The 19,098-nt window shown below is 70.5% G+C and carries 12 protein-coding genes; 6 read left to right on the plus strand and 6 right to left on the minus strand.

Going from position 1 to position 19,098, the window contains the following annotated elements; translation table 11 throughout:
* Positions 1–78: 78 nt before the first annotated feature.
* From ACMXN5_RS48315 to ACMXN5_RS48330, 4 genes are all read right to left on the minus strand, one after another.
* Entirely contained in the window at positions 79–726 is a 648-nt protein-coding gene (locus ACMXN5_RS48315) for a hypothetical protein (RefSeq protein WP_439681248.1), read from the minus strand.
* A 316-nt stretch (positions 727–1,042) separates the two neighbouring features.
* Complete coding sequence (locus tag ACMXN5_RS48320) at positions 1,043–1,933, minus strand: universal stress protein (protein WP_439681249.1); 891 nt, start codon at positions 1,931–1,933, stop codon at positions 1,043–1,045.
* 205 nt (positions 1,934–2,138) lie between these two features.
* Positions 2,139–3,815, minus strand: coding sequence for a sensor histidine kinase (locus tag ACMXN5_RS48325; RefSeq protein WP_439681440.1), 1,677 nt, complete (start codon positions 3,813–3,815; stop codon positions 2,139–2,141).
* A gap of 739 nt (positions 3,816–4,554) precedes the next feature.
* A complete protein-coding gene (locus tag ACMXN5_RS48330; protein WP_439681250.1) occupies positions 4,555–4,980 on the minus strand; it encodes a pyridoxamine 5'-phosphate oxidase family protein in 426 nt (141 codons plus the stop codon).
* Positions 4,981–5,536: 556 nt separating this feature from the next.
* On the opposite strand from ACMXN5_RS48330, the gene ACMXN5_RS48335 reads away from it, so the two are divergent.
* The 6 genes from ACMXN5_RS48335 to ACMXN5_RS48360 all read left to right on the plus strand — a co-directional run bounded on the left by ACMXN5_RS48335 (position 5,537) and on the right by ACMXN5_RS48360 (position 16,377).
* Complete coding sequence (locus tag ACMXN5_RS48335) at positions 5,537–8,167, plus strand: cation-translocating P-type ATPase (protein WP_439681251.1); 2,631 nt, start codon at positions 5,537–5,539, stop codon at positions 8,165–8,167.
* Positions 8,168–8,317: 150 nt separating this feature from the next.
* Positions 8,318–9,361 (plus strand): Acg family FMN-binding oxidoreductase, encoded by a 1,044-nt coding sequence (locus ACMXN5_RS48340; protein WP_439681252.1) that lies wholly within the window; start codon positions 8,318–8,320, stop codon positions 9,359–9,361.
* 74 nt (positions 9,362–9,435) lie between these two features.
* Entirely contained in the window at positions 9,436–10,344 is a 909-nt protein-coding gene (locus tag ACMXN5_RS48345) for a universal stress protein (RefSeq protein ID WP_439681253.1), read from the plus strand.
* A 136-nt stretch (positions 10,345–10,480) separates the two neighbouring features.
* Positions 10,481–12,847 carry a phosphoketolase family protein gene (locus tag ACMXN5_RS48350; protein WP_439681254.1) on the plus strand — a complete coding sequence of 789 codons (2,367 nt, stop codon included), beginning with the start codon at positions 10,481–10,483 and terminating at the stop codon, positions 12,845–12,847.
* A gap of 108 nt (positions 12,848–12,955) precedes the next feature.
* Entirely contained in the window at positions 12,956–15,616 is a 2,661-nt protein-coding gene (gene adhE / locus ACMXN5_RS48355) for a bifunctional acetaldehyde-CoA/alcohol dehydrogenase (RefSeq protein ID WP_439681255.1), read from the plus strand.
* A gap of 419 nt (positions 15,617–16,035) precedes the next feature.
* A complete protein-coding gene (locus ACMXN5_RS48360; RefSeq protein WP_439681256.1) occupies positions 16,036–16,377 on the plus strand; it encodes an SHOCT domain-containing protein in 342 nt (113 codons plus the stop codon).
* A 22-nt stretch (positions 16,378–16,399) separates the two neighbouring features.
* Here ACMXN5_RS48360 and ACMXN5_RS48365 read toward each other — a convergent pair whose 3' ends face one another.
* Together ACMXN5_RS48365 and ACMXN5_RS48370 are read right to left on the minus strand one after the other, a co-directional pair.
* Entirely contained in the window at positions 16,400–18,826 is a 2,427-nt protein-coding gene (locus ACMXN5_RS48365) for a glycoside hydrolase family 65 protein (RefSeq protein ID WP_439681257.1), read from the minus strand.
* Entirely contained in the window at positions 18,823–19,095 is a 273-nt protein-coding gene (locus ACMXN5_RS48370; RefSeq protein WP_439681258.1) for an MBL fold metallo-hydrolase RNA specificity domain-containing protein, read from the minus strand. The genes ACMXN5_RS48365 and ACMXN5_RS48370 overlap by 4 nt, the downstream gene beginning before the upstream one ends.
* Positions 19,096–19,098 lie beyond the last annotated feature (3 nt).

Below are 19,098 nucleotides of genomic sequence, written 5' to 3' on the forward strand. Positions count from 1 at the left end.
ATCGTGACGGCACGTGGCTCGGCCGGGCCCGTCACGCGGACGGTACCCGGCCGAAGCCCGTGGTGATCGCGGTGGCGATCAGAGCAGCCAGCGGTGGTCGCGGACGATCGGCAGGCGGGCCCACAGGGCACCGAGGCCGAGTCGGCTGCCGACGGCGACGGCGGCGAGGGCGATCAGCGAGATCGCGTAGATGACGTGGTAGTCGGTGAAAGGGTTGGTGGAGGCGGTGGGCTTGCCGTTGTCGAGGTGCTTTGCCGGCGGCCACTCGGCGATCCACATCAGCGCCATCATGGCGGTGCCGGACAGGGCCGCCAGGCGCAGGCCGATGCCCATGATCAGGGCGAGGCCGACACCGAGCAGGCCGAGCATGAACAGCCAGTCGGCCCAGGTCTCCCCGGCCCAGCCGCGCAGCGTGCCGGCCATCGGGCCGACGTGCACGTGGGACAGGAACCCCTTGGTGGGGGAACCGCCGTCGACCCAGCCCTTGCCGTTCGCGGTGGCGTAGCCGAAGCCGAACGTCTTGTCGAGGAACGCCCACAGGAACACGAAGCCCAGCAGGACGCGCAGGCCCGCCACGGCGACATCGACGGTGCGGGTCGCGGCGATCGCCGGGGCACCGGCCACGACGTCGGGCCCGGTTGCGTCCGTCCGGGTTCGGGGCGCCGAGGTGGGGCGGTGGGGCAGGTGCAGGCGCGAGGACAGTCGGTGGTCGTGTGCGGTTGCCATGTCGGGTTCCCTCCCTGGTGGCGCCAGGCTCGGTGCCCGGCACTCGGCCGCCGACGTGCGTTGCTGGGCCGTGACGCAAATCTCCCGCGATCCAGGCGCCCCGCCCCAGGGCCGACCGGCCCCAATCGATGGGTCCAACAGCCGGTTGTCGTCGGGACGTTGCCGGCGCCGGGGGGGCGGACGGCACGAAGAGGCGGTCGTTCCCGACGGATCGGGGACGACCGCCTGGGGGCGCAGACCGCTTCGAACGTCTTCCTTGCTCCCGTGTCGAACCGGGCGACCGCATTCGGGACTTCGGCCGGGTCCGGTACGTCCGTCAGCCGACCGGCACGATCAGGACGGGGGCGTGTGCGTGGTGCAGAACCGCGTGGCTGACGCGGCCCAGGCGCGTGCCGAAGCGCGCGGTGCGACGGTGTGCGGCCAGGACCACCAGGTCCGCCTCGCGCGATGCCTCCACCAGCGCCCGACTCGCGCCCTCTCGCACGACCCGCACCTGCGATTCGATCTCGGGGTGCTTGGCCCGCGAGGTGGCCAGCGAGGCGTGGACGGCGCCCTGTCGCACGGCAGTTTCCGCGGCCATGGATTCGATGGCCGCCGCGGGCAGCCCCAGGGGGGTGGGGACCACCGGTGGGATCGCGTTGAGCGCGCACACCCGCAGGTGCCGCAACTGGGCTTCCTCGTAGGCGGCTTCCACCGCGGGACCGCAATCCGAGTCCTCGACACCCACCACCACCAGGCCCTCACCCGAGCCGTCCGGCCGGGACGCGGCCTCGAGCCTGTCGCGTACCACCAGCAGCGGGCACGGGGTGTACGCGGCCACCGAAAGGCTGACCGAGCCCAAGAGCAGACCGGCCATCCGGCCGTGTCCGCGGCTTCCGAGCACCATGAGCGAGGCGTGTTGGGCGGAGGCGAGCAATACCTCGTGGGCGGGGCCGCGGCGGACCCGGGCGATCGTCCAGATCCCCGGGTGCAGCGCCTGAGCGTGGGCGGCGGCCGCCCTCGTCGCGTCCTCGGCCTCACGGCGCATCTGCGGCGCGAATGCGTCCGGTTGAGCGTCGTCGGGCAAGGCCCAAGCGCCGACGATCTCCAACGGCAGATGCCGGTTCGCCGCCTCCAGGGCGGCTTGGCTGACGGCGGAGAGCGCGGCGGGCGATCCGTCCGCGCCGACGACCACGTGTCCGGTGGGAGGGGGCGCAATGGCAGACATGGACTCGTCCCTTCTCGAAGGGGGCATCCGCACGGGCGGGCGTTGCCCTTTCCGAGTCCATGTCAACGCATACCGTCCCCGTCGCACACGGGCCGATGGACCCGGAGACAAGGGGCCGAGTGACCCGACCGGGAGCTCCCGCCGCCGCGGGTGGGGCCCGCGTCGTGCGTGCGAACGCCCCTCGCGAGGAACGGCTCGAACGCGGTCAACTCAGCGGGATGCGCCACTCCACCAGTGCGCCGCCGTCGGGTGCCGGGCCGAACGAGCAGGTACCACCCAGGGTTTCGGCGCGTTCGCGCATGTTCCCCAGCCCGCTGTCGCGGGTCGCGGACGCGGGTGGACCGACGCCGTCGTCGCGGACCCGAAGTCGCACGTGTTTGTCGTCGGTCTCCACGTGTACCTCGACGCGGTTCGCGTGGGCGTGGCGGGCGGCGTTGGCGAGGGCTTCGCGCAGGACCGCGATCAGGTGTGTCGCGACGTTCTCGGGCACGGAGGTGTCCAGGAGGCCGTCGACGCGCAGGGTGGGGGCGAAGCCGAGGGTTTGGGTGGCGGTGTCGACCTCGCGCAGGCAGCGTGCGCGCAGTCCGGTGCCGGTGTCGCGGTTGCGGGCCTTGAGGGAGAAGATCGTGGATCGGATGACCTTGATCGTGTCGTCCAGGGCGTCCACAGCGGTTTCGACGCGTTCGAGGGCTTCGGGGTGGTCGATGAAGCGCGTGGCGCTTTGGAGGGTCATGCCGGTGGCGAACAAGCGCTGGATGGCCAGGTCGTGCAGGTCGCGCGCGATGCGGTCGCGGTCCTGGAGCACGGTCAGCAGTTCGGCGTCGCGGCGTCGTTCGGCGATCTCGAGGGCGAGTGCGGCGTGGTCGGCGAAGCCGGTGACCATGCGCAGCACCGCGTCCGAAAGCTGCGGGCGCTCGGCCCGGTTGGCGACCTGGAGCACGCCGCGGATGCTGTCGGGGGTGCCCAGCGGGAGCAGGAACGCCGAGCCGAGGTCGACTTCGGCGGTGTGGGCGACCACGGCGCCGGGGTCACGGGCCAGGTCGGTCCTGGTGATCGTCTCGCCGGAGCCGAACACCTTGCCCATCAGGGTGCTCTCGCCGGACAGGACCAGACCGCGAACACGGTCCGCCAACGGTCCGGCGGCGGCCTCGACGACCAGGTCCCCGTCTGCGCTGCCGTGCACGGGTACGGCCAGGGTGACCAGGTCGGCGTCGGCCATCTCGCGGATGGCGGCGGTGAAGGAGCGGAGCACGTCGGCGGGGGGTTCGCCGGAGAGCAGGCTGCGGGTGAGGTCGGAGCTGGCGGCGAGCCAGCGTTCGCGGCGGCGGACGTCGTCGTACAGGCGCGCGTTGTCGATCGCGACACCCGCCGCGGCGGCGAGGGTGCGCAGCACGGCCTCATCGTCCTCGTCGAAGTCGGCGCCGCCGCGTTTGTCGGTCAGATACAGGTTCCCGAAGACGGTGTCGCGGATGCGGATCGGCACGCCCATGAAGGTGTTCATGGGCGGGTGGTTGGCGGGGAAGCCGAACGATTCGGGATGTTCGTTGAGATTGTGCAGGCGCAGCGGGCGCGGGTCGCGGATGAGCAGGCCGAGGATGCCGCGTCCGGTGGGGTAGGGGCCGATCTCGCGGATCGTCTCCGGGGCCAGGCCCACGGTCAGGAACCGGGACAAACGTTCCTCCTCGCCGATCACCCCCAGTGCCCCGTACTCGGCGTCGACCAGCGACGCGGCCGACTCCACGATCCGCCGGAGCACAATCTCCAGGTCGAGGTCGCTGCCCACCGTCAGCACGGCCTCCAACAGCCCGTTCACCCGATTCCGAGCCGAGCGCACCACCTCCACGTGGGCCTGCAACTCGTCGAGCAGCTCGTCCAGCCGCATCCGCGCCGGCAACGCCGGTCGCTTCTCGGACGTCACAGCAGTCCCTCCCCGGGAATCGGTGACCTGTCGATGCGTTTCCTAAGGGCCCATCGTGCCAAACCGCGCCGGTCCACCCGACCGCGAGCCGGCTACGGGTTCGGCGGATGGGATCATCGGGTTTCGCTGGGTCGTCACGGCAGTCGTGTCGGGATCGTGCCCGTCGGCATCGCACTGTGCAGATCGGTGAGCAGGGGACACGCATGGTGCGCGTGGATCCGCGCGGGACGGCGATGTCCGTCCGTTGCTCGTTCGGCTCAGCATCCCGGCGAGAGTCGGACCGGAACGCGGGGGAGTCGGGACCGTGCCACGCGCCGGACCCCGCCCGCAGTCACCCGGAGACCAGCGCACGCCCTTCGCAGGCCCGCTCACCGAGCCTCGCGTCCGCAGCACGGCTGTCGCCCGCGTACGAGCGAGCATCGACCGCGACTTCGCAACGCCGGCCATACCTCGAGACGGGCACCCACGCCTGCGTGCGCAACGAGATCGCTAGGACACGCCGACCGCCGTCCGGGGCCGCACCCCATCGGGGTCGTCGGATTGCTTGTCGGTGTTTGCATCAACCCGGCCCGAACAAGACGCGGCCTCGAGCGCGGTGTACCGGTCACAGGACGTTCCTGGGCCCGCCGGTGTTTGTGACGCGTGTCCCGCAGGGGACCTTGCCTCGCCGTTCGGGTGGCGTCCCCGACACGCGGGCGTTGGCTCAGCAGGAGGCGTGGGTGCCCGGCGCCGGTCGCAAGAGGTGGCCGGTGACGAACTCGGATGTGACGCGGAACCACACCCGTTTCCCACCGTCGTCCGACTCGGGCAGCAGGCGATCCAAACGGGCGAGATCCGCGTGATCGTGGACCCGCGAGGCGTGGCCGATGACAGTGGTCGTCCAGCCGGCGTGTTCGGGCCGGCCGACGTCGTCGGCCTGGAACGCGACGACCGCGTCCAGGGCGGCCTTCGCGAGGGGGGAGTCGGCGCGGGTACGAAAGACTACGCAGTCGCGGTCGAGGGCGAAGGCCACCAGGTGGACGGCCGGCAGAGCATCCTCGCTCACGACGACGCGTCCCATCCGTACACCCGCCATCAGGGTCCACGCCTCCTCGCGGTCGAGGGGGCGTTTCGTCGTGTATTCGCTCATGTCCCTACCCTGTGGCGTCACCCTGGTTGCGCCCAGGGCCGAACGCCTCCCTCGCGGGGTCCGGTGGGCTCACACGCGGTATCGGTTCGCGTGAGTGGCCCGTGGGCCTCGTGTGCCCGGGAGGGGTCCGAGATCGGTGGACCGGCATGTTCGGGCGTCGCCCGTCCTGGAACCCGGACGGCTGAACTGCGCCAACCCGGGCGCGCCCGGCGGGGCGGATCGGCTCCGGGCTCCGCCTGCCCCCGACGAGAAGGCCGGTGGCCCCGTCGTGGCAGCCGAGGGCCGGAGAGCACCGGCGACGCGGGGCCCTTCATCGAAGCAGCCGGGCCGAACGGCCCTGCCCGGACGACGGGTGTCGGCGGCACAGTCGGGCGAGAGGGCCGGCGCTCCGGATCGGTCGGGCCGGCCGGCGCCCGCGCATCGCCATTGCCCGCGATTGCGCCGTTCGGCCGAGAAATCGATCGGGCCGCCGCCCGGTGCCCCTCTTGCCGCCACGCCACCCGGCCGCAGATCCATCCCGACAGATCGGCCAACGATCGTGCCCCACACGCCACCGGTGTCCCCGGCCCCGAACGCACCCGCAAAACACCCGGTCCTCGTCCGCGGGTTGACCGGCAGCCAGGTGAACGAGCGAATCGCCAGGTACGGCCCAAACCTGGTGCGACAGGCGCGGCGCACACCGTTGTGGGCGCGCGTGGCGACCCAACTGCGCGACCCCCTGGTCCTGGTGCTGCTGGCCGCCGCCGTCCTGACCACGCTCACCGGCGACGCCGCGGATACGGCCGTCATCCTTGTCGTCGTCACGGTCAACACGCTCGTCGGAGTCGTTCAGGAAATCCGCGCCGACCGGGCCGTCACGGCCCTGTCGGACCTGTCCGTACCGGCGGTGCGGGTTCTGCGCGACGGAGCCGAGAGCGAGGTGCCGTCGGCGAGCCTGGTGCCCGGTGACATCGTCCTGCTGAGCGAGGGCGACATCGTGCCCGCCGACGCCGTCCTGCACGAGATGTCGGGCCTGCTCGTGGACGAGTCCGCCCTGACCGGGGAATCGGTACCGGTGGACAAGTCCGCCCTCGATCCCGCCGGTGAAACGGGCGCCGACAACCTCCTTCAGGCCGGCACGGTGATCGTGCGCGGTCGCGCGCTTGCCGAGGTGACCGCCACCGGCGCGGCCGGCGCCCTGGGCCGGATCACGGCCCTGATGCAGAACCGCTCCGAACCGACGCCGTTGCAGCGCAGGCTCGCCCACCTTGGCAGGGTGCTCGCCGCGGTGGTTGTCGGCCTGTGTCTGGTGGTCTTCGTCCTGGGCCTGGTGCGCGGGGAACCGACCGAATCGATGGCAGTCGCCGCCATCAGTCTGGCGGTCGCCGCGGTCCCCGAATCGTTGCCCGCCGTGGTCACCCTGGGCCTGGCTCTGGGTGCGCGACGTATGGCGGCGCGGCACGCCATCGTCCGCAACCTGCCGGCCGTCGAAACGCTCGGCTCGGTCACGATGCTGGCCACCGACAAGACCGGCACCCTGACCGAGGGCCGCATGGTCGCCGAGCGCGTGTGGACTCCCGAGGCCACGGCCGAACTGACCGGCACCGGCTATGCGCCCGAGGGAGCGGTGCTCGTCGACGGGCGGCCGATCGACGCGCACACCACCGCCTGCGTGCGCGAGCTGCTCACCGCCGCCGCGCTGTGCAACGACGCCCACCTGGTACCACCGGGCTCCGACGCCTCCTGGTCGGCATTGGGGGACCCCACCGAGGCGGCCCTGCTCGCCGCTGCCGGCAAGGTCGGGATCGACTGCGCCACGCTGCGCGAGGAACACCCCCGGGCGGCGGAGGCCCCCTTCGACAGCGACCGCAAACGCATGACCACCGTGCACCGCGACCACGACGGCCGCCTGCGAGCCGTCCTCAAAGGCGCCCCGGAGGTCGTCCTGTCCCCGGGCTTCATCACCGCCGACGACCCCGATCGCCTCCACGCCGCACGCCGCGAGGCCGACCTGTTGGCGACCGACGGATACCGGGTCCTGGCCGTCGCCGCCCGCCGCCTCGACGTCGTACCCGTCCATGTGGAGGACGCGGAGGAGGGGATGTCCCTGCTCGGCCTGATCGCCATCAGCGATCCGCCCCGGGATGCCGCCCGCACCACCATCGCCGCCTGCCACGACGCCGGCATCACGCCCGTGATGATCACCGGTGATCACCCGTCCACCGCACGAGCCGTCGCCACTCGTCTGGGCATCCTGCGCGACGGCGACGAAACCGTCCTCACCGGCGCCGACTTGCGCGCGGACCCCGACCGGGACCTGACCGCAGCCCGGGTGTTCGCCCGAACGACGCCCGAGCAGAAACTGACGATCATCCAGGCATGGCGCGCACGCGGCCACGTCACGGCGATGACCGGCGACGGTGTCAACGACGGTCCTGCCCTGCGCCGCGCCGACATCGGCGTAGCCATGGGCGACCGCGGCACGGAAGTGGCCCGCCAGGCAGCCGACCTGGTCCTGGCCGACGACGAGATCGCAACGGTCGTCGTCGCGATGGAGGAGGGCAGGCGCGTCTACGACAACATCCGCCGCTTCCTCGTCTACGGTCTTTCCGGGGGCGCCGCCGAGATCGCCGTGATGATGCTCGGACCACTCCTGGGACTGCCCCTGCCATTGCTCGCCGCCCAGATCCTGTGGATCAACCTGCTCACCCACGGCCTCACCGGCGTCGCCCTCGGCGCCGAACCCGCCGGCCCCGGCACGATGCGGCGAGCGCCCCGCCCACCCGAGCAGAGCATCCTCGGCGACGGCCTGTGGCAGCGGGTCCTGCGCCTGGGTCTGTGTGTCACCGCCGTCAGCCTTGCCGCCGGTGCGTGGAGCGACCACACGGGGCGGGCCTGGCAAACCGTGCTCTTCCTGACCCTGCTCGGCGCACAGCTCGGTATCGTCACGGGTCTGCGCACGCGGGTATTCACCCGCGACAACCCGTTCCTGCCGATCACCGTCCTCGCCTCCGCCACCCTGGGCCTGGCCGGGGTGTACGTGCCGATGCTGCGGGACCTGCTGGGCACGCACGCCCTCCCGGCCACAGACCTCCTGATCCCGCTCGCGGGCGCCGCCCTCGGCTTCCTCGCCGCCCGCGCCGACCGGTGGATCGCAACGCGTGGGACGAGGACGCGGATAGGGCCGCCACCCGAGACGGGGGACTGATGGCCCTGGCCGTCCGGGGGCGTCCGGCCCTGTGCTCCCCACGCCGATCCGCCGAGACTGGACATATCCGGCGCAGGCCCCGTGACAGCGGCCTCCGACGCCCCGTTCCCGGCATGCGGCCGCATCGATGGGCCGTGGGGAGAGATCGATATGACCAACGCATCCCTGAGCCCCGCCGATGTACGGTTCCTGGCTGCTGCGGGCGGTGCGGCACCCTCACTCCACAACAGCCAGCCGTGGTACTTCCGACCCACGAGCGACGGTCTCGGGATCGCGGTGTACGCGGACAGGACGCGTGCCGTCCCGCTCACCGATCCCGACGGCCGAGCCCTGCACATCTCGGTCGGCGCGGCCGTATTCAACATGCGTGTCGCCGCCGGACGACTGGATCGGGATCCGCAAGTCACGCTGCTGCCCGACGGGAACGAACCGCCTGCGGCAGCCGTACTCGATCTGAGTCGATTCACCCACGCCTCGCATCCGTACGACCCGGACCTGTATGCGGCGATCGGTGACCGGCACTCGAGTCGGCTGCCGTTCGCCAACCGTGACGTGCCGGAGCGCGTCGTCGGTGAACTCATCACCGCCGCCGGGGCGGAAGGCGTGGTCTTGGACGTGCTGGAAGAAGCCGACGCCCGCCGCGTCCTGAACCTGACGGCCGAGGCCGAACAACGCACGGCCGCAGACCTCGCCCGGCAGGCGGAGACCCGCACGTGGCTGCGCGTCGAGGAGCTCAGCACCGACGGCATTCCGCGTGCGGCCCTGGGCCCGCAGGACCACGACGCCCGTGTGCCGGTGCGCGCCTTCACCGGACACCCGCCGACCCATCCCACATCGACGCGGCGCTTCGAGGCACTGCCCCAGGTGGCCACCCTCACCACACGCTTCGACCGTCCGGAGGACTGGCTGCGTGCGGGTCAGGCCATGGAGAGGGTATGGCTGCTGGCAACCGTCCACGGTCTGCGTATGTCGGTCCTGCATCAGGCCGTCGAATGGCCGGATACCCGGGCGACCCTGCGCGACCCGCGGACCGGCCCCGGCCACGTCCAGATGGTGCTGCGGATGGGGTATGGGCCTCCCGGAGCCCCAACCCCTCGCCGGCCCGTGACAGAGACACTACGGACGGCCGCGCACGACACCGGCACGAAGACCCCGAACGCAACCGACACGGGAACGCACACGGGCCGGACCTGATCGGCGTGGAATCTCCACCGTCATCGACATCACCGGGAGCCGACATGCGAACCGGCCCCCGGAAAGGAGGCATCGTGCGCACGTACGCCGGACCCGCTCCGATCATCGTCGGGGTCGAACACACCGACGCCGGCCGGCTCGCCGTGGTCTGGGCGGCCGACGAGGCGGCCCGACGAGGACTGCCACTGCACCTGATACACGCACTCGACTGGCCGGCCGGGGCGGATCGTCACCCCGAGACCAATCCGCACCACCAGACCTGGAGCCAACGGTTTCGCGACGCGGGACTGCGCGCCTTGGCCGAGGCTGCGGTCCTGGCCTCGACCCGGCATGCCGAACTCGTAGTCGACACGGCGCTGTTCGATGGGGAGCCGACCACGGTCATGCGCACGCAAGCGTCCCACGCGGCGATGATCGTCCTGGGTTCACGCAAGCTGTGCGCGGCGACCGAGTTGCTCACCACCGGTGGCATCGCGGTGCCGGTCACCGCGCACGCTCCCTGCCCGGTCGTGATCGTCCGCGAACCCGAACACGCGACCGCGGACCCGCTTACGGTCGTGGTCGGCGTGGACGGTTCGTCGCACTCGGATGCCGCCGTCAACTACGCCTTCGACGAGGCCGCGCAACGCGGTGCCACGGTCGTTGCCATCCACGTCCGACAGCCGGGCTCGGGTCTGATGAGCGCCTCGGCCATGCCCGAGGAAATCACGGAGGGCCGAATCCGGTTGGCCGAAACGCTCGCCGGTCGGGCGGAGACGTATCCCGATGTTCCCGTGCGTCGCGAGGTCGCGGTCGGGCATCCCGTCCGAACCTTGGTGCAAGCCGCAGAGCACGCATTGTGCCTGGTCGTGGGCACACGCGGGGTCGGCGGCTTCCGCGGCATGCTCTTGGGCTCGGTGAGCCAGGGATTGATCCACCACGCCCGCTGCCCGCTGGTCGTCGTGCCCGCCTCACCGCATACGGATTCCTCGACACACGACTGAGGACGTGTCGCCTCATGGCGGGCGGCATCGACCCGTTTGGCCTGTCCCGTAGGGCCGTTCGGCCCTTCACCCCGCATGTGGTCGAGCACGAGCGTGGGCATGAGCAGAGTTCCGGCGACGGACGAGAGGAAGACCGATGACGATGGCGATTCCCGAGGCGCCGGATCTGACGATGGTCGATGCGTGGTGGCGGGCGGCGAACTATCTCGCCGTGGGGCAGATCTATCTGCGCGAGAATCCGCTGCTCGCCGAGCCGTTGCGGCCCGGGCACATCAAGCCGCGCCTCCTCGGGCACTGGGGCACCTCGCCCGGTCTGAACCTGATCTACGCGCACCTGAACCGGGTGATCCGTGAACGCGGCACCCACGCCATCCACGTGACCGGCCCCGGACACGGCGGCCCGTCCGCGCTCGCCGCGTCGTGGCTGGACGGCACCTACAGCGAGCGCCACCCGAACGTCCCCCGGGACGCGGCCGGCATGGCCACCCTGTTCCGGCAGTTCTCCCAGCCCGGCGGCGTGCCCAGCCACATCGCGCCGGGCGTGCCCGGCTCGATCCACGAGGGCGGCGAACTCGGGTACAGCCTCTCGCACGCGTTCGGCGCCGCCTTCGACAACCCCGACCTGGTCGTCGCGTGCGTGATCGGCGACGGCGAGGCCGAGACCGGGCCGCTGGCCGCGTCGTGGCACGGGAACAAGTTCCTCAGCCCCCGCACCGACGGCGCGGTCCTGCCGATCCTGCACCTCAACGGCTGGAAGATCGCCAACCCGACCCTGCTCGCCCGCATGCCCCGCGCCGAACTCGACGCGCTGCTCACCGGGTACGGCTGGCGCCCCATCCACGTCGAGGGCGACGAACCCGCCCGCGTACACGCCGAGTTCGCCGCCGCACTGGAGGAGGCCCTCGACGAGATCACGCACCTGAAGGCGACCGCGCACACCCGCCCCCGATGGCCGATGCTCGTGCTGCGCACCCCCAAGGGCTGGACCGGCCCGCACATCGTGGACGACACGCCCGTCGAGGGCACCTGGCGCTCGCACCAGGTCCCGTTGGCGGGCGTACGCGAGAACCCGGAGCACCTGGCCCTGCTCGACGCGTGGATGCGGTCCTACCGACCGGACGAACTCTTCGACGCCGACGGGCACCCCGCCCCGATCGTGCTCGCCAACGTCCCCGCCGGCGACACCCGACTCGGCGCGGTGCCCGAGACCAACGGCGGCACTCTGGTACGCGAGTTGCCGCTGCCGGACCTGCACGACTTCGCGGTCAAGGTCTCCGAACCCGGCGCGTCCTCCTCCGAACCCACCCGCGCGCTGGGCGAGTTCCTGCGCGAGGTCTTCGCCCGGACGGCAACCCGCCGCGATTTCCGCCTGTTCGGCCCGGACGAGACCGAGTCCAACCGCCTCGGCGCCGTCTACCGCGCCACCGCCAAGGCCTGGCAGGAGCCGATCACCGACCTCGACACCCACCTGGCCCCGGACGGGCGCGTGGTGGAGATCCTGTCCGAACACACCTGCCAGGGCATGCTGGAGGGCTACCTCCTCACCGGGCGGCACGGCGTGTTCTCCTGCTACGAGGCGTTCACCCACATCGTGTCCTCGATGTTCAACCAACACGCCAAGTGGCTGCACGCCTGCCGCGAGATCGACTGGCGCCCACCCATCGCCTCGCTCAACTACCTGCTCACCTCCCACGTCTGGCGCCAGGACCAGAACGGCTTCTCCCACCAGGACCCCGGCTTCGTCGACAACGTCATCAACAAGCGCCCCGAGGTCGTCCGCGTCTACCTGCCCCCGGACACCAACACCCTTCTGTCGGTGGGCGACCACACCCTCCGCAGCCGCGGCCTGGTCAACGTCATCGTCGCCGGCAAGACCCCGACCCCCGACTGGCTCACCATGGACGAGGCAATCCTGCACTGCACGCGCGGCGCCGGGATCTGGGAATGGGCCTCCAACGACGACGGCGACCCCCAGGTCGTCCTGGCCTGCGCCGGCGACGTACCCACCCTGGAAACCCTCGCCGCCGTCGACCTGATCCGCCGCCTGCTCCCGGACCTGCGCGTGCGCGTGGTCAACGTGGTCGACCTGATGCGGCTGGTTCCCGAGACGGAGCATCCCCACGGCATGCCCGATCGTGAGTACGACGCGTTGTTCGGCACGGATGTCCCGGTGATCTTCGCCTACCACGGCTACCCGTGGCTGATCCACCGGCTGGCCTACCGCCGGCACAACCACGCCCACCTGCACGTGCGTGGCTACAAGGAGTACGGCACCACGACGACCCCGTTCGACATGGTCGTCCTCAACGACATGGACCGCTATCAGCGGGTGATCGACGTCATCGACCGCGTCCCCGGCCTGGGCACCCGCGCCGCGACGGTACGCCAGAGCATGGTCGACGCCCGCACCCGACACCGCGCCTGGATCCTCGAACACGGCGAGGACATGCCCGAGGTACGCGACTGGACCTGGCCGACGAACATCCGCGAGCCACGGCACTGAGCCGAACCGGGCCCGCGAAGGACCCACATCGCCCCGATCGGGCCGCGCCTGGAACTTCGGCGCGCCTTCATGAACCGCCTCCGACTCGGACCAAGGAGAAATCCCGCCATGAGCAGCCGCGCCGCCACTGCCTTACCCGCCCCCGCCGCGGACCCGGGCCCATCCGACATCGACGCCGCGGTGGACGCCCTGGTCTCCGACGCCGCCAAGTCGTTGGCCGCCTACGAAGGGTTCACCCAGGAGCAGATCGACCACATCGTCAAGAAGGCGTCCGTCGCCGCGCTGGACCAGCACACCCGGCTCGCCCGCGAGGCCGTGGACGAGACCGGCCGGGGCATCTTCGAGGACAAGGCGGCGAAGAACATGTTCGCCTGCGAATACACCACCGACAGCATGCGCAGCCTCAAGACGGTCGGCATCGTCGCTCGGGACGAGATCACCGGCATGGTCGAGGTCGCCGAACCGGTCGGCGTCGTGTGCGCCGTCACCCCGGTCACCAACCCCACGGCCACCGTCATCTTCAAGGCGCTCATCGCCCTCAAGAGCCGCAACCCGGTCGTCTTCGCCTTCCACCCGTCCGCCCAACAATGCAGCGCGTCGGCCGCCCGGATCGTGCGCGACGCGGCCGTCGCCGCCGGCGCACCCGAGCATTGCGTGCAATGGATCGAAAACCCCTCGATCGCGGCGACCACCGCCCTGATGCGCCACCCCGGAGTCGCGCTGATCCTGGCGACCGGCGGCGAGGGCATGGTCAAGGCCGCCTACTCCGCGGGCAAACCCGCCCTGGGCGTGGGCGCCGGCAACGTGCCCGCCTACATCGACCGCGACGTGGACCTGCGCCGCGCGGTCAACGATGTCGTGCTGTCCAAGGCGTTCGACAACGGCATGATCTGCGCCTCCGAACAAGCCGTCATCCTGCACACCGACATCCACGACGCGGCGCTGACCGAATTCGCGACCCTGGGCGCCCACTTGGCCACCGACGACGAGAAGTGCAGGCTGGAGGCCTACCTCTTCGGTTCGGACACGAGCCCCGGTTGCGAACCCCGGGTCAATCCCGCGGCGGTGGGACAAAGCCCATCGTGGATCGCCGCCCAGGCGGGATTCACGGTGGCCGCCGACACCACCGTGATCCTCGCCCGCGCCGACCGGGTAGGTCCGCAAGAGCCGCTGACCCGTGAGAAGTTGTGCCCCGTCCTGGCCGTCCTGCGCGCCGACTCGCGCGAACACGGCTTCGCCCTCGCCGCCGACATGGTGGCCTTCCACGGCATGGGACACAGCGCCGTCGTCCACACCGAGGACTGCGCCGTGGCCGAGGACTACGGGCGGCACATGAAGACCGCCCGCATCATCGTCAACGCACCTTCCTCCCAAGGCGCGATCGGCGGCATCTACACGGGCCTGCTGCCCTCGCTGACGCTGGGTTGCGGCACCTGGGGCGGTACCTCGACCTCCAACAACGTCTCGGCCGTCAACCTGTTGAACATCAAGCGCGTCAGCACCCGCCGCAACAACATGCAGTGGTTCAAGATCCCACCCAAGATCTATTTCGAACCGCACGCGATCCGCTATCTGGCCGACATGCCGCACGTACACCGGGTGACCATCGTCACCGACGCGACCATGACCCGCCTGGGCTACGTCGACCGCGTTCGGCACGTACTGCACTCGCGGGAGCTGCCGGTGACGATACAGATCATCGACGACGTGTTGCCCGAACCCAGTATCGACTCGGTGCGGCGCGGGGCCGATCTCATGCGGGCCTTCCGTCCGGACACCATCCTCGCCCTCGGCGGCGGTTCACCCATGGACGCGGCCAAGGTCATGTGGCTGCTGTACGAACAGCCCGACGTCGAATTCGCCGACATGCGGCAGAAGTTCCTCGACATCCGCAAGCGCGCCTTCCGCTTCCCCGTCCTGGGTGAGAAGGCCCGGCTGGTATGCGTACCGACCACGTCCGGGACCGGCGCCGAGGTCACCCCGTTCGCCGTGATCACCGACTCCGCGACCGGCAAGAAGTATCCGCTGGCCGACTACGCCCTCACCCCGAGCGTGGCCATCGTGGACCCGCTGCTGGCCGCGGAACTGCCGCCCGCCCTGGCCGCCGACAGCGGCATGGACACCCTCACCCACGCGATCGAGGCGTACGTCTCGGTCTACGCCAACGACTTCACCGACGGCCTCGCCCTGCACGCCATCCGGCTCGTGTTCGACAACCTCGAACGCGCCGTCAACGACCGTCAGGCCAACCCCGAGGCACGCGAGAAGATGCACAACGCCGGCACCATCGCCGGCATGGCCTTCGGCAACGCCTTCCTCGGCATCGTCCACGCCCTGTCCCACACCCTGGGCGCCACCTTCCACGTGGCCCACGGCCGCACCAACGCCGTCCTGTTGCCACACGTGATCCGCTACAACGGCAGCCCACCCGGCAAACTCGCCGGGTGGCCCAAATACGAGCACTACCGCGCACCCGAACGCTTCGCCGACATCGCACGGACACTCGGCCTCCCCGCCGCGACGCCGGCGGAGGGAGTGCGATCGCTCGCCGCCGCAGTCGAACGACTCCGGGATCGTGTCGGCGTCGAGCCGTCGTTCCAGGCCCTGGGCGTCGACGAGAGGGAGTTCCTGGACGCGCTGCCCCGCCAAGCACTCAACGCCTACGAGGACCAGTGCGCCCCGGCGAACCCGCGCATGGCGATGCTCGACGACATGATCACCCTCATGCGCGACGCCTACTACGGAACGCTCCCCGTCTCCGCGTCGTGAACAACCCCGGCGACCGGACACACCCCGACGGCCAGGTGGTGCAGTCCGAGCGTGAGCATCAAGTCGCGGGCCCTGCGTGGGGTGTCAGTGAGAGCGACCCGGGCGACCGGCGTGCTCATCACCTCACGGACACCGGGAATCCGGGCCGACAGGGTCCGGTGCCGAACCGGCGGCGTCGTCTGCTTCCTCGCGTAGTTCACATCGCCCTCCGTCGGTCGAAGGGTCCACCGGCTGCACGGGTAGCCGCGTCGTCCCGAGTGGGAGCGGAAGCCCGCTCATCCCCACGGTCGGTTCCGGCGATATCGCGCGGAAGGGTCGGTCGGCCCGGTCGGGTGGGCCGAACGACTCCGGTGCTCGTCGAGCTTCCGACGCACCATGAAGGTGGAAGTCGGGTTCGGCGTCCGAGGAAGGTGAGGACGATGACATTGGCTTCGGCCCTGGTGACGGCGCCCGCGCGACACGTGGGCCACATGTACGAGGACGACGGCTGGAACTGGGTATGGGGGTCGGTGATGATGCTGCTCCTGATCGCGGTGATCGTCGCGGTGGTGTGGCTCTTGGTACGCAATACCTCGCACGGCCGCGGAACCCCGGAGCCGACGGGCTCCTCGGCGACCGAGGTGTTGGCTCAGCGCTATGCCCGTGGCGAGATCGACACCGAGGAGTACCGGGAGCGCCTGGCGGTCCTGACCGCGGGGGCGCACACCCTGCGCAAGGGCAAGGCTCGTGGCCGTGGCGGGTCGGATACATCCGGCGACTGAAGGCGCACGGGGCGGTCCTGTTTCAGAGGGTGAAGGTGCGACTGCCACCGGGCGGGATCTCGATCACCGAGCCACGGAACCCGATCGGGACCGAGTCGCCCTGCCCCGGGCGCAGCCGTACCGTGACCTCTCGTCGACCGATCTCGACGACCACACCCCAGTGGCCTCGGTAGCGCAGCTCGACCTCCAGTCGGCTCAGCCGGGCGGGGAGGCAGGGATCGAGCCACAGCACGTCCCCGCGCGTATCCAGCCCGATGTAGCAGCGTTGCAACAGATCCACCGTCCCGGCCATTGCGCCGAGGTGGATGCCTTCGGCGGTGGTACCTCCCTGCACATCGTGAACGTCGCCGCCCAACGCGTCGCGGAAGAAGTGCCACGATCGACGGCGATCGGTGCGCGCCGACACCCAGGCGTGCACCACGGAGCTGAGAGTCGACCCGTGTACGGTGCGCGCCCGGTAGTAGTCGACCGTGCGCTGGGTCATCTCGTGGCCGGCCCGGTAGCCGAGCCGACGCAGCAGCCCGCGAATCTCCCGAGTCGGGAAAAGGTAGTAGAGCATCAGGACGTCGGCCTGCTTGGACGCCTTGTAGCGGTTGACGCTGTCCCCCTCGGCCTCGAGAATACGGTCGAGGCGCCGGTTGCCGGGGTATCGCCGCCGGTAGTGCCGCCAGTCCAGTTCGGCCAGGCGCTCGTATCCGGCGAACTGACTGGGCACGCCGTCGTGGAAGGGGACATGCAGGCGACGGCCGACCGTGCGCCATCGGTCGAACTCGCCGGAGCGCAGGTCGAGTCGCTCGGTCAACTCGTCCCGCCGATACCCGGGCAGTGCGTCGAGTGCGTCGAGCGCTCGGGCCAGCACCCACGAGGCGAGCACGTTCGTATATGTGTTGTCGTCGATGCCGGGGCGGTCGGCCCCCGGGTACGCGTCGTGGTACTCGTCGGGGCCCATGACGCCCCGGATCCGATATCGCTCCAAGATGGGGTCGTAGCGCGCGATGTCGGCCCAGAAACGAGCGATCTCCAGCAGCATCTCTGCGCCGGCCGTGTTCAGGAAGTCGGCGTCGCCGGTGGCCTGGTAGTACTGCCAGGTGTTGTACGCGACCGCCAGGCCGACGTGACGTTGTAGGTGTGTGCGGTCGGGCAGCCACCGCCCCGACATCGGGTTGAGGTGGGTACCCGGAGCCTGTTCGGTGCCGTCGGTGGCGCTCTGCCAGGGGTACATCGCCCCTCGCAGACCGGTGTCCGTGGCAGCCTGTCTGGCGGCGTCCAGACGTCGGTACCGATACTCCAATACCGCGCGGCTGATCTGCGGTGTACGCAGGTTGAGCGTTTGCAGCACGAACAGTTCGTCCCAGAAGACGTGTCCGCGATATCCCTCGCCGTGCCAGCCGCGGGCGGGCATCCCGGCGTCCAGGTCGACGGTGTGTTCGGAGTAGGTCTGTGCGGTGTGGAACAGGTGCAGGTGAAGGGTGTTGCTCTCGCCGGCTCGGTCGGTGAACTCCGCCTCGGTGCGGAATCGGCGCCAGAGCTGGGCCCAGCGCGTCGCGTGGTCGTGCAGCAGGATGTCGAAGGCGCCCGCGCGCGAGACCATACGAAGGGCGGCGGTCCGTGGATCACCGACGGCCGGGTCGCGGGAGGTGTACACAGACACCGTCTTCTCCACGGTCACCGACTGTCGCGCGACGGCTTCGATCGTGAAGACCTGTGCCGGTCGGCCCGGAGGGGACTCGAGGACGGGCTCGGCTTCGATCGTCGCGCTGTCGCGGTGAACGCGAGTGCGCGCGGCCATGGCGATTCGAAGCGGAGAACCGACGGCTTGCACGCACAACCACAGGGATTCCTGCCCGCTCCCCTGACCGGCCGGGGTGAGATGACGGCCGACCAGACTCCGGTAGCGGGCAACTCCGGTGTTGGTGACGGTGCCGTCCAGTTCTGCGCGGATGTGCAGTGGGCCGGACCAGTTCTCCGGGATCAGCACCGTCTCCAGAGCCGCGATGTGCGGGTCGGCGAGACTGGCGATCCGCCGCTGGCGCAGCCGCGTGCGTTGGCCGGCGGCGTCGACGACCAAGGCGTCCCGCGTCAACACCCCTCGACGCAGGTCGAGTTCCAGGCGTTGGGACATGATCCGTGTGGTGGGATCCTCGCCGAACCACCCGGTCGCGCCACCTGCCCGAAACGTGAGCGGCAGCCAGTTCGGGCAGTTGATCAGGTCCTCGTTCTCCACTTGGCGGCCGTCGATCGTGGAAACCACGCGGTCGTAGCGGCCGGCGAGGTAGGTACCGGGGTAGTGGATCTCGTCGGCACGCGACTCGGGGGCTGCCCCTCGCGTCACCAGATAGCCGTTGCCGACCGCGCACAGGGCCTCCCGCCGACCCTCGTCTCGGGCATCGAAGCCTTGGAACGCCAGGGTCCAGGGATCTTGCCGCGGAGGGCGCCTGGATCTGCTCATCGGATCAATACCCGTTCTCCCGGGCGGGGTAGGACCTCCGTCCGACCCCGTTCCGCGGCCAGCCGATCTCGCAGTACCCGCGCGCCTTCGGGCTCTCCGTGCACGAGATGGGTCGCGTTCGGGGCCGGCGCGTCACGCAACCAGGCCAGGATCTCGTCGGCGTCCGCGTGTGCGCACAGGCCGGGGACTTCACCACTTCCGCGCGCACCGGCACGTGAGTGCCGAACATCTTCAGGGTACGCGCGCCCTCCACCGGATCGCGCGCCCACGTG

The organism is Embleya australiensis, from assembly GCF_051903075.1.
Lineage (GTDB): Bacteria > Actinomycetota > Actinomycetes > Streptomycetales > Streptomycetaceae > Embleya.

Bases quoted from the DNA above. Each gene is read 5' to 3' on its own strand.
- ACMXN5_RS48315 (WP_439681248.1), bottom strand. From the start codon at position 726: ATGGCAACCGCACACGACCACCGACTGTCCTCGCGCCTGCACCTGCCC.
- ACMXN5_RS48320 (WP_439681249.1), bottom strand. From the start codon at position 1,933: ATGTCTGCCATTGCGCCCCCTCCCACCGGACACGTGGTCGTCGGCGCG.
- ACMXN5_RS48325 (WP_439681440.1), bottom strand. From the start codon at position 3,815: ATGCGGCTGGACGAGCTGCTCGACGAGTTGCAGGCCCACGTGGAGGTG.
- ACMXN5_RS48330 (WP_439681250.1), bottom strand. From the start codon at position 4,980: ATGAGCGAATACACGACGAAACGCCCCCTCGACCGCGAGGAGGCGTGG.
- ACMXN5_RS48340 (WP_439681252.1), top strand. From the start codon at position 8,318: ATGACCAACGCATCCCTGAGCCCCGCCGATGTACGGTTCCTGGCTGCT.
- ACMXN5_RS48350 (WP_439681254.1), top strand. From the start codon at position 10,481: ATGACGATGGCGATTCCCGAGGCGCCGGATCTGACGATGGTCGATGCG.
- adhE (WP_439681255.1), top strand. From the start codon at position 12,956: ATGAGCAGCCGCGCCGCCACTGCCTTACCCGCCCCCGCCGCGGACCCG.
- ACMXN5_RS48360 (WP_439681256.1), top strand. From the start codon at position 16,036: ATGACATTGGCTTCGGCCCTGGTGACGGCGCCCGCGCGACACGTGGGC.
- ACMXN5_RS48365 (WP_439681257.1), bottom strand. From the start codon at position 18,826: ATGAGCAGATCCAGGCGCCCTCCGCGGCAAGATCCCTGGACCCTGGCG.